Annotated in this window: 10 protein-coding genes and 1 pseudogene; 4 read left to right on the forward strand and 7 right to left on the reverse strand. The window is 65.3% G+C overall.

What is annotated here, in order from left to right; genetic code table 11:
* Window positions 1–721: FAD-dependent monooxygenase (locus tag CVM52_RS20065; protein WP_205964997.1), on the forward strand; the 721-nt coding region annotated here is incomplete at its 5' end.
* Window positions 722–1239: 518 nt separating this feature from the next.
* Here CVM52_RS20065 and CVM52_RS20070 read toward each other — a convergent pair.
* The 6 genes from CVM52_RS20070 to rpiA all read right to left on the reverse strand — a co-directional run bounded on the left by CVM52_RS20070 (window position 1240) and on the right by rpiA (window position 7392).
* Complete coding sequence (locus CVM52_RS20070; protein ID WP_100164210.1) at window positions 1240–2661, reverse strand: Do family serine endopeptidase; 1422 nt, start codon at window positions 2659–2661, stop codon at window positions 1240–1242.
* A gap of 235 nt (window positions 2662–2896) precedes the next feature.
* Window positions 2897–3091 (reverse strand): DUF2065 domain-containing protein, encoded by a 195-nt coding sequence (locus CVM52_RS20075; RefSeq protein ID WP_100164202.1) that lies wholly within the window; start codon window positions 3089–3091, stop codon window positions 2897–2899.
* Window positions 3091–3978 (reverse strand): protease modulator HflC, encoded by an 888-nt coding sequence (hflC, locus tag CVM52_RS20080; protein WP_100164203.1) that lies wholly within the window; start codon window positions 3976–3978, stop codon window positions 3091–3093. The genes CVM52_RS20075 and hflC overlap by 1 nt, the downstream gene beginning before the upstream one ends.
* Window positions 3978–5156, reverse strand: coding sequence for an FtsH protease activity modulator HflK (hflK, locus tag CVM52_RS20085; protein WP_100164204.1), 1179 nt, complete (start codon window positions 5154–5156; stop codon window positions 3978–3980). The genes hflC and hflK overlap by 1 nt, the downstream gene beginning before the upstream one ends.
* A 67-nt stretch (window positions 5157–5223) precedes the next feature.
* Window positions 5224–6582: a glutathione-disulfide reductase gene (gor, locus tag CVM52_RS20090; protein ID WP_100164205.1), complete on the reverse strand. Its 1359-nt coding sequence runs from the start codon at window positions 6580–6582 to the stop codon at window positions 5224–5226.
* 21 nt (window positions 6583–6603) lie between these two features.
* Entirely contained in the window at window positions 6604–7392 is a 789-nt protein-coding gene (gene rpiA, locus CVM52_RS20095) for a ribose-5-phosphate isomerase RpiA (RefSeq protein WP_100164206.1), read from the reverse strand.
* A 284-nt stretch (window positions 7393–7676) separates the two neighbouring features.
* On the opposite strand from rpiA, the gene CVM52_RS20100 reads away from it, so the two are divergent.
* The gene (locus CVM52_RS20100) at window positions 7677–9050 is read left to right on the forward strand and encodes an L-serine ammonia-lyase (protein WP_100164207.1); all 1374 of its coding nucleotides are present in this window, start codon (window positions 7677–7679) and stop codon (window positions 9048–9050) included.
* 41 nt (window positions 9051–9091) lie between these two features.
* Window positions 9092–10015, forward strand: a complete 924-nt coding sequence (locus CVM52_RS20105; protein ID WP_100164208.1) for a DMT family transporter — start codon at window positions 9092–9094, stop codon at window positions 10013–10015.
* Here the strand turns inward: CVM52_RS20105 and CVM52_RS20110 are convergent.
* Window positions 9984–10664, reverse strand: coding sequence for a thiamine diphosphokinase (locus CVM52_RS20110; protein ID WP_100164209.1), 681 nt, complete (start codon window positions 10662–10664; stop codon window positions 9984–9986). The genes CVM52_RS20105 and CVM52_RS20110 overlap by 32 nt on opposite strands.
* 139 nt (window positions 10665–10803) lie before the next feature.
* Here CVM52_RS20110 and CVM52_RS20115 point away from each other — a divergent pair.
* Window positions 10804–11121 (forward strand): annotated as a pseudogene (locus tag CVM52_RS20115) (chemotaxis protein CheA); the annotation flags it as partial.

Below are 11121 nucleotides of genomic sequence, written 5' to 3' on the forward strand. Positions count from 1 at the left end.
CCTGCGCGCCCGGCTGGTGGTGGCGGCCGACGGGCGCGACAGCCCGATGCGCGCGGCGGCGGGGATCGGCGTGCGCCGCATGACCTATGGGCAAAAGGCGCTGGCCTTCGCGGTGACGCATTCGGTGCCGCATGACAATGTCTCGACCGAGATTCACCGCAGCGGCGGCCCCTTCACCCTGGTGCCGCTGCCCGATTACCAGGGCCGCCCGTCCTCGGCGGTGGTCTGGCTGGATCACGGGCGAAAGGTGCTGGAGCGGGCGCAGCTGGACGCGCCCGCCTTCGAGGCGGAAATGACCGAACGTTCCTGCGGCGTGCTGGGCCCGCTTGCGCTGGCCTCGCGCCGCACGGTCTGGCCGATCATCAGCCAGCATGCCGAGCAAATGGCCGGCGAGCGGCTGGCGCTGATGGCCGAGGCCGCGCATGTGATGCCACCGATCGGCGCGCAGGGGCTGAACATGTCGCTGGCCGACCTGGCCTGCCTGCTGGACCTGGCCGAGGCGGCACCGCAGGATCTGGGCGATGCCGGGATGCTGGAGCGCTATCACCGCAAACGGATGCGCGACGTGCGGATGCGGGTCACCGGCATCGATGCGTTGAACCGCGCCTCGATTGCCGGCGCACAGCCGCTGCGCGATCTGCGCGCCATGGGACTGGGCGCGCTGCATGCGCTGCCGCCGGTGCGCCAGGGCCTGATGCGGATGGGTCTGGGCCTGACCTGACGGCGGACCGGCGCACATCCGGCAACGCAGCCGCCAAATAGGCCACATTTTTTCCCGAAGAGAACAAATCTCTAACCCGAATCCGTCAGATTTCCGGGGCATGTGTGATGTGGTTCACAGACCTTCCGCAGCATGACGAGCAATATGCAGAGACAAGGCCGCCTTAACCCATCCCCAAAGCTGGCGGCCCTGAGAGAAGGGAACGAACCATGATGCATATGTCCTCCCCAGACCACAGCAGCCGGCGCAACGCGCCGGGAATGATCGTTCCCAACGGCCCTGCCGGGTGTGCCAAAGGCACCGTCCCGTCCCCCGCTGTGTGCGCCAGGCAGGGCCGTTCGCTTTCTTCAGCATTTTTGATGTTAACGAGTGCGTCGATCATTCTATCGGCATTGGCCGTGTCATTGGGCCAGTACTATTGATTTTATCAGCTTTTACGAGTGACCCCCGTTAAAGAGTAAGGGCCATGCGCTAACACGCATGGCCCTCTTTGTTTGCCTGACCGGAAAGGTCGCGGCTTATTCGTCGTCCAGCGACAGCGCCACGAACCGTGCCTCGCCATCGCGGCGCACCAGCAACAGCAGCGACTTGCGCCCGGCCTCGGTGGCCTCGGCGATGCGCTCGTCAAGCTGGCCCAGCGAGGTAACCTCCTGCTGGCCGGCCTCGGTGATGACGTCGCCCATGCGCAGCCCCTTCTCGAAGGCTTCCGAGGTTTCGTCGACGCGCAGGACCAGCAAGCCGTCGGTGCCTTCGGGCACGTTCATCTCGCTGCGCCGCTCTTCGGTCAGCGCCCCCAGGGTCAGGCCCAGGATCTCCTTCTCTTCGACATCGGGGGCTTCGCCGCCGGGCATCGAGGCGGGCACGCTGCGTTCGGCATCCTCGCGGCGGCCCAGCGTCACCAGAACCGTCTGGGTGCCGCCATCGCGATAGACCACCACGCGCACCGATTTGCCCACGGTGGTGTTGCCCACCTGCCGGACCAGCCCACGGGTATCGGCCACGTCGACACCGTCGAAATTGAGGATTACGTCACCCGACAGCAACCCGGCCTCCTTCGCCGGACCCTCGGGGACATCGGTGATCAGGGCGCCGGCCGCGTTCTCCAGCCCCATCGCCTCGGCCACGTCGGGGGTCACATCCTGGATGCGCACACCCAGCCAGCCGCGGCGGGTTTCGCCATATTCCTTCAGCTGGTCGACCACCCGGCTGACCACGTTGGAGGCCATGGAAAAACCGATGCCGATCGAACCGCCATTGGGGCTGAGGATGGCGGTGTTCACGCCGATCACCTGCCCGTCCATGTTGAACAGCGGACCGCCCGAGTTGCCGCGGTTGATGGCGGCGTCGGTCTGGATGTAATCGTCATAGGTGCCGCTGAGTGCCCGGTTGCGCGCCGAGACGATCCCGACCGAAACCGAGAACCCCTGGCCCAGCGGGTTGCCCATGGCCATCACCCAATCGCCCACCAGCGCGGTGTCGCTGTCGCCAAAGCTGACATGGGGCAGCGGGCCATCGGCCTCGACCTTCAGCAGCGCGATATCGGTGTTCGGGTCGGTGCCTACGACCTCGGCGGCCAGTTCGGTGCCCGAGAAGAACTCGATGGTGATCTCGTCGGCACCGTCGATCACGTGGTTGTTGGTGACCACATAGCCGTCTTCGGAAATCACGAAACCCGAGCCCAGCGCCGACGACCGGCGCGGGCGGCGGTCATTGTCGTTGCGGTTCTGGAAATCGCGGAAGAAATCCTCGAAGGGCGAGCCCTCGGGCACGATGCCCTGCGGCCCGGTGCGGCCTTCGACCATGGTCGAGGTGGTGATATTGACGACGGCCGGGCTTACCTGCTCGGCCAGCGGCGCAAGACTGTCGGGCCGGGCCTGCGCCACCAGCGCCTGCATCAGAACGAACAGCATCGCCAGCGCACCGATCAAATACACCCGCATCTGGTATTCAAGGCCGCGTGGCGTGGCCTGTGCAATGGTGATTGCCTGTGACTGCAACGGAATACTCCTTATCGGTTTACCGGTTTGTCGGTTTGTCAACCTTTCCGCCCGGCGCGCGTGCGTTGCGGTCCGGCCGGTTCGATACCTCGCACAATGTAGTCGCTTTGCCGGTTCTCGCAAAGAGTGTTGCAGCCCATCAAGCGTCTGTGACTTCGCTTGATCAGGCCGACCGGAGCTAGCCGGCCAAGGCGTTGGCGATCCACAGCAGGATCAGCCCCGAGACGATGGCCAGCGCGCCGATCTGGCGCCGCACCGGTTCCGGCAGGGCGCGCAGGCTTTCCAGCAACCGTTCGACAAGCGAAGGGGCCAGTGCCCAGACCAGCCCCTCGATAATCAGCACCAGCCCGAGGGCCAGGCATAGAATGGCCATCAATTGGCCGGCGCCTGCGATGCTCCCGCAGGAGATTTCAGGTAGTTGAAGAACTCGGAATCCGGCGACAGGACCATCGACGAATTGCTGCCTTTCAGAGCCCGGGAATAGGCCGTGAGCGAGCGGTAGAATTCGAAGAAATCCTGATCCCTGCCAAAGGCTTCGGCATAGATCTGGTTGCGCAGGGCATCGGCCTCACCGCGGATGATCTCGGCCTCTTTCTGTGCTTCGGAAACCAGTTCGACAACGGTACGGTCCGCCAGTGCGCGCACCCGCTGTGCCGCTTCGTTACCGCGCGCCCGCTCGTCCGTGGCCTCGCGCTCACGTTCGGCGCGCATCCGGTCGAAGGTGGCCGCCAGGTTCTGCGAGGGCAGATCGGTGGATTTCAGGCGCACGTCGATGATGTCGACACCCAGCGCCTGCGCTTCGGCGATAGCGCCATTGCGGATCCGCAGCATCAGCGCGGCACGGTCGGAGCTGAGGATGTCGTTGGACGAGACCGACCCGAGCACCTCACGGGTTTCGGCGCGCAGGATCGAATCCAGACGGGTTTCGGCGGTGGCGATGCCACCGACACCCACCGCCTGGCGGAACCGGGTCACGTCATTGATCCGATAGCGCGCGAAGGCGTCGACCACCAGGCGGCGGTCGTCCAGCGGCGTCACTTCCAGCGGTTCGATATCGCGGCTGAGGATCCGGTCATCATAGCGCACCACCTCTTGGATCAGCGGGATCTTGAAGGCCAGACCCGGCTCTTCCTTGACGGCGACGACGCGGCCGAACTGCAGCACCAGCGCGCGTTCGCGTTCATCGACGATGAAGATCGACGACAGCGCCACCACTGCGGCGACCACCAGGACGGGAAGTATGAAAGTCGTCTTGCGCATCAGTTCGATCCTCCGTCGGCGGCTGTGCCCGATGACTGGCCGCGGCGCAGCTCGTTCAGCGGCAGATAGGGAACCACCCCTTGGGCGCTGCCCTGTTCGTCCAGGATGATCTTGTCCACGTCGCCCAGCACCTGTTCCATGGTTTCAAGGTAAAGCCGCTTGCGGGTGACTTCGGGCGCCTTGCGGTATTCTTCCAGAACCGCCGAGAAGCGGCTGGCGTCACCTTCGGCCTCGTTCACCACGCGGGCACGATAGCCTTCCGCCTCTTCGACGATCTGCGCCGCTTCACCGCGGGCCTCGGCCAGCACCCGGTTGGCATAGGCATCGGCCACGTTGCGGGTGCGGGTGCGTTCCTGTTCGGCCGCCTGCACGTCGCGGAAGGCGTCGATCACCGGTTCCGGCGGGTCGGCACGGTCAAAGTTCACCCGGATGATGTTCACCCCGCTGTCATAGGCGTCCAGCGTGCTCTGGATCAGGTCGTGCAGCTGATCGGCAATCAGGCCACGATCGCGGTTCAGGATCGGCGCCAGTTGCGATTGCGCGATGATCTCGCGCATGGCCGATTCCGACACCGCGCGGATCGTCGGCTTGGGATCGCGCAGGTTGAACAGGTACTTGGCCGGATCGGAAATGTTCCACACCACCTGGAAATCGATATCGACGACATTCTCGTCGCCGGTCAGCATCAGCCCGGCATCGGTGCCGCGCGAACCCGTGCCGATATCCTCGGTTTGTTCGCGGGTCACCGGGATCACCTCGGCGGAAACCAACGGCCAGGGGGCAAAGTTCAGGCCGGGCTGGCCGACCTGCGAGAACTTGCCCAGGAACAGTTCGACCGATTGTTCTTCGGGCCGCACGGTGTACAGGCTGGAGAGCCCCCACAGGATGATCGCCGCCAGGATGCCCAGACCGATGGTGCCGCGGGTGAAGATCGGGCCGCCGCCGCCGCGCCGGGGTCCGCCGCCCTGACCGCCGCCACCGCCGCGCCCGCCCATCAGCACGCGCAGCTGTTCCTGACCACGTTTGACCAGGTCGTCGATCTCGGGAATGCCCGGGCCACCGCCTTCGGGCCTGCGGCCGCCGCCATTGTTGCGGTCACCGCCATTGTTGCCCCGGTTGCCGCCTCCTCCTCCGGAAGAGCCTCCGCCCCCCCAGGGGCCACCGCTGTTCCCAGCCATTTGTTGTTCCTTCCTTAGCCGCGCCGATGCGGCGCCCCTTTATACCCGGAATGCGTCAGCGGGCAATTCAGGCCGTGCGCGCGGGCTGCCGCATTGTCACAATCTCTTCCGACATGGTGGGATGCACCGCCACCGTGCGGTCGAAATCTTCCTTGGTTGCACCCATTTTTACGGCGATCCCGGCCAGCTGGATCATTTCGCCCGCCTCTGGCGCGACGATATGACAGCCCAGCACCTTGCGGGTCGCCTGGCTGATGATCAGTTTCATCATCACACGTTCGGGACTGCCGGCAAAAGAGCTGCGCATCGGCCGGAAGCTGGTGGAATAGATCTCCACCGGCTCGCTTTCGCGGGCCGCCTCCTCGCTCATCCCCACCGTGCCGATTTCGGGCTGGGTGAACACCGCGCTGGGGATCAGATCGTGATCCACCGGGGTCGGGTTGGCCTTGAACACGGTTTCGACAAAGGCCATGCCCTCGCGGATTGCCACCGGCGTCAGGTTCACCCGGTTGGTGACATCGCCGATGGCATAGATCGACGGCACCGCGGTCTGGCTGTACTCATCGACCTCGACCTCGCCGCGCCGGCCGATCTTCACGCCGACCTCTTCCAGACCCAGCCCCTTGGTGTTGGGGTCACGACCGGTGGCAAACAGCACCTTGCCGAACACCCGCTCGTCGCCATTGGTTGCCTTCACCCGCACGCCGCAGTCGTCACGGGACATTTCCAGCACGTTGGTGCCGGTGCAGATCTCGATCCCCTGCTGCTGCATCTCGGTGGCGACCAGGCCGCGCGCCTCGCCGTCAAAGCCGCGCAGGATCTGCTCGCCGCGGTAATATTGCGTCACCTCGACGCCCAGACCGTTCAGAACGCAGGCGAATTCACAGGCAATATAGCCCCCGCCAACAATCAGGATGGACTTCGGCAGCGTGTCCAGATGGAACAGGTCGTTCGAGGTGATCGCCAGTTCGGCCCCCGGAAATTCGGGTACGACCGGATGGCCGCCCACCGCAACCAGGATATGTTTCGCGGTCTTCTCCTCGCCCGTGGACAGCCGCACGGTATGGGCATCTTTCACCGTGGCGCGGGCGTCGAAGGTTTCGACGCCGGCATTGGCCAGCAGCTTGCGATAGATGCCTTCCAGCCGGTCCAATTCGGCATGCAGCTTGCCCCGGAATCCGGGCCAGTCGAACGCCCCTTCGGACATGTCCCAGCCATAGGCGCGGCCTTCTTCCGCCATGCGGCGGAACGAGCTGGCAAAGACCATCAGTTTCTTCGGCACGCAGCCGCGGATCACGCAGGTGCCGCCATAGCGGTCTTCCTCGGCCAGGGCGACCTTGGCGTTCGCTTCGCTGGCCGCCACGCGCGCGGCGCGCACCCCGCCCGATCCGCCCCCGATGACGAACAGATCATAGTCAAAACTCATATCGGAATCCCTTGTCAGCGGTCAGTCAGCGAGGTCGGAGAACAGATTGTCGCTTTCAAGAAAATCCATCCGGTCGTGTTCGATCGTGCCTTCATTGATATCGCGAATTTCAACGCGGCCGTCGCCATAGCCGACGACAACCATGTCACAGATATCAATAAACAGCCCGTTTTCAACCACACCGGGCATCTGGTTCAGCACCAGCGCCAGCTGGCGCCCGTTGCCAATGCGTTTCAGGTGCAGATCCAGAATGTGATTGCCCTCGTCGGTGACATAGGGCCGGTCGCCGTTCATCCGCAGCGTGGTGCTGCGCCCCAGCACGTCCATCGAGATCAGCATCTCCTCGATCAGCGCCTGGGTGGTGCGCCAGCCGAACGGGATCACCTCGACCGGCAGCGGAAAGGCGCCCAGGGTCTCGACCTGTTTGCCGATATCGGCGATCACGATCATCCGGTCGCTGGCGGTGGCGACGATCTTTTCCTGCAGCAGCGCACCGCCGCCGCCCTTGATCAGGTTCAGATCGGCGTCGAATTCGTCGGCGCCGTCGATGGTCAGGTCCAGCCAGCGGGCCTCGTCCAGGCTGATCACCTCGATCCCGACCTCGCGCGCCAGTTGCGCCGTGCGGGTCGAGGTGGGCACGCCGCGGATTTTCAGCCCCTCTTCGCGCACCATTTCGCCCAGGCTGCGTACCAGCCAGGCGGCGGTTGACCCGGTGCCCAGCCCCACGCGCATTCCGTCTTCGACGAAATCGGCGGCGCGCTTGGCGGCGACGAACTTGGCCTTGTCGATGGGCGACAATTCTCCGGACATGAGCGACTCCGTTATCCTGTTCCGCGGGTTATAGGAAAGTTGCCCGCAGGGTGCGAGGGCGAAATCGCCCGTATTCAGCCTACCACCCGCAATCTGCCTGCGGGGGACGGATTGTCGATAGGTCGATGGCAAATCTCGTCGACGAAATTTGCACCCCATTGGTCGCTTTGGTACGGACAGTTGGTCCGGGCCCCACTATCTTCGGCGCAACTCGCCCGCCTGTTGCGCCCTGGCGCACTCTCTCGGGCCGGACACCGTGCAACCGCCGAAAGGACCGGCCACAAATGTTTCTGTCCGTTTTCGACATGTTCAAGATCGGCGTCGGCCCATCCTCGTCGCACACGATGGGGCCGATGGTGGCGGCGGCGCGGTTCCTTGACATGATGCGCGCCTCGCCCTTCCGCTTTGCCGGGCTGCGTGCGTCGCTGCACGGATCTCTGGCCTTTACCGGCGTCGGCCATGCCACCGATCGCGCCACCATCCTGGGCCTCGCCGGTTTCCGGCCGGACAGTTACGATGCCGAGGCCGCCGAGGCGGCGCTGGCCCGTATCCGCGAAACCCGCCAGGTCTGCCCGGAGGGCCTGGGCAACCTGGGCTTTGATCCCGACACCGACCTGGTCTTCGATTATGACCGCAGCCTGCCCGGCCATGCCAACGGCATGGTCCTGATGGCCACCGACGCGCAGGGCGACGTCACGCTGCGGCAGGTGTTCTATTCCATCGGTGGCGGCTTTGTGATGACCGAAGAAGAGCTGGCCGCCGGCAAGGCCACCGATGACGGCCCGCCGGTGCCCTACCCGTTCAAGACCGCCGCCGAGATGCTGGAGATGGCGCGCGCCAACGGCAAGACCATCGCGGCGATGAAACGCGCCAACGAGGTATCGCGCAATGGCGCGGCCGGCCTGGCCAAGGGCACCGCGCGGATCTGGGAGGTGATGAACGCCTGTATCGACCGCGGCCTGACCACCGATGGCACCCTGCCCGGCGGGCTGAAGGTGCGGCGCCGGGCCAAGGCGATTCACGACGCGCTGCAGGCCGAACGTGGGCTGAACCTGACACCGCCGCATACGATCAACGACTGGATGAGCACCTATGCCATGGCGGTGAACGAGGAAAACGCCGCCGGCGGCCAGGTGGTGACCGCCCCCACCAACGGCGCCGCCGGGGTGGTGCCGGCGGTGATCCGCTATTGGCTCGATCATGTGCCGGGGGCCAGCGCCTCGCGGATCGAAGAGTTTCTGCTGACCGCCGCCGCGATCGGCGGGCTGGTCAAGTACAACGCTTCGATCTCGGGGGCAGAGGCCGGTTGCCAGGCCGAGGTCGGCAGCGCCTCGGCGATGGCGGCGGCGGGGTTGTGTGCGGTGATGGGCGGCACCCCGGAACAGGTGGAAAATGCCGCCGAGATCGCGCTGGAACACCACCTGGGCATGACCTGCGATCCGGTGAAGGGGCTGGTACAGGTGCCCTGTATCGAACGCAACGGGCTGGGCGCGATCAAGGCGGTCAGCGCCGCCTCGCTGGCGCTCAGGGGCGACGGCACCCACCTGGTGCCGCTGGATGCCTGTATCGAGACGATGCGCCAGACCGGCAGCGATATGAGCGAGAAGTACAAGGAAACCTCGCTGGGCGGCCTGGCGGTGAACGTGCCCAACTGCTAGGCCATCTTGCCATGTTCAGTAACCCGCCCTAGCGTGCCGCCATGTCACAGGATCGGCCCGCTCTGGGCGTTCTCCTCATGTTGGGCTTCTGCTGCCTGGCGCCGATGGGCGATGCCATGGCCAAGGTGCTGGGCCAGTCGGTGCCGCTGGACCTGATGCTGCTGGCGCGCTTCTTGGTGCAGGCGGTGGTGCTGATCCCGCTGGTGGTGCTCACACGGCGCGCATGGCGCATGCACGGCCGCATTCTGGGATTTGTCGTGCTGCGTACGCTGCTGCACATTGCCGGGATCGGCGCGATGTTCACGGCGCTGACCTATCTGCCATTGGCCGATGCCATCGCCATCGCCTTCGTGATGCCTTTCATCATGCTGCTGCTGGGCAAATATGTCCTGGCCGAGGCGGTCGGGCCGCACCGGCTGGCCGCCTGCGTGGTGGGGTTTGTCGGCACCTTGCTAGTGATCCAGCCCAGCTTTGCCGAGGTCGGCTGGCCGGCGCTGTGGCCGCTGGCGGTGGCGGTGGTGTTTGCGCTGTTCATGCTGACCACCCGGCAGATCGCCAAGGCGACCGACCCGATCGCACTGCAGGCGGTCAGCGGCGTGATGGCCAGCGCGGTGCTGCTGCCGGTGGTGTTGCTGGGCGACCCGGCCGCGGCGCTGGCCACGCCGGGCGGCGTTGAATGGCTGCTGCTGGGGCTGATCGGACTGTTGGGCACCGGCGCGCATCTGCTGATGACCTGGTCGCTGCGATTTGCGCCCTCGGCGACGCTGGCGCCCATGCAATATCTCGAAATCCCGGTTGCCACCGTGATCGGCTGGCTGGTGTTCCGCGATTTCCCCGATGCGCTGGCCTTTGCCGGCATCTGCGTGACGGTGGCCGCCGGCCTTTACATCATCCTGCGCGAAAGACGGCTGGCGCTGGCGGCGGCGCAAGTGGCTAGGACACGGCCGCATCCGGCAAAGCTGTAAGCGCGTCGATCGCCTGGTGCAGCCGCGCACGCGGCAGCAGCGCCAGCAAGCCGGGACCGTCGGTGTCGATGCTGACCGGCCCCAGCGCCCGGTTCGACGTACCGACACGCCCCTGCGGCGCCAGTTCCAACCCGTCGATAGGCCATTCCAGCCCGCTGGAGCGCCCGGTCACCGGGGCCAGCGGAAACAGCGACACCACGTCGCCGGGCTGCAGGTCAAGATGCACCGAAGCGGGCAGATGAAAGATCACCTCGTATTCGCCGATCAGGATGCAGCGCGGCGCCGCCTGCCGCACCAGCACGTTCAGCGCGGCAAGCTGGTGATCGACCCGCGCGCCCAGAAAGCCGACGGCCAGCACCAGCGGAGCGGCGATCCGGCTGAGCGCCTTTTCGAAATCGGTGCTGTCCTGTTCGGCGATGTGAAACAGGCGATACGGCGGGAGGCGGGCCTTGTCGGCATCGGTGATCGAGTCGAAATCGCCGATCACCGCCTCGGGCAGATGCCCCGCCGCCAGCGCCAGCGCGGCGCCTGAATCTGCCGCAACCAGGCGGGGGGCGAGGTCCAGCGCTGCGCGGAGATCCTCCGCCCCGGCGCGACCGCCGCCAACCAGCGTGACCGGCGCGTCAGAACGAATTATCGTATTTATCATGCCAAAGTTAATGGCATTTTTGGACACCCATCACAATCTCGCCACGAAATGATACGTTCAATTGCACAGATTCGGGCCGCTTTTGACGCTCTGGCCATGGTAGACAGTGTCAAATACTTACGCAGAGGACGAGCATCCGATGGTACAGAACAATAAAATTCTGACAGTTTCGTATGGGACTTTCTCGTGCACGCTGGAAGGCTTCGAAGATTCCTTCGAGACCATGAAGGCGATTGCCGAGTATTTCCGCGACCTCGCTGCAGATGACCGCTTTTTCGGCGCCGAACCGCCGCAGCCCGATGCCGATATGATGGCCCGCATCGCCGAGCGCGAGATCTCGCGCCAGGTACGCGCCCGCCGCGATGGCAGCGGCATCATCCTGCGCGCGAGCGACTATCAGATGCCCGCCGCCGTGGCCGCAGCCGCCGTCGCCAGCGCCACCGCGCCGAAGCCGCAG

This window comes from Pseudooceanicola lipolyticus (genome assembly GCF_002786325.1).
Classification (GTDB): Bacteria; Pseudomonadota; Alphaproteobacteria; order Rhodobacterales; family Rhodobacteraceae; genus Pseudooceanicola_C; species Pseudooceanicola_C lipolyticus.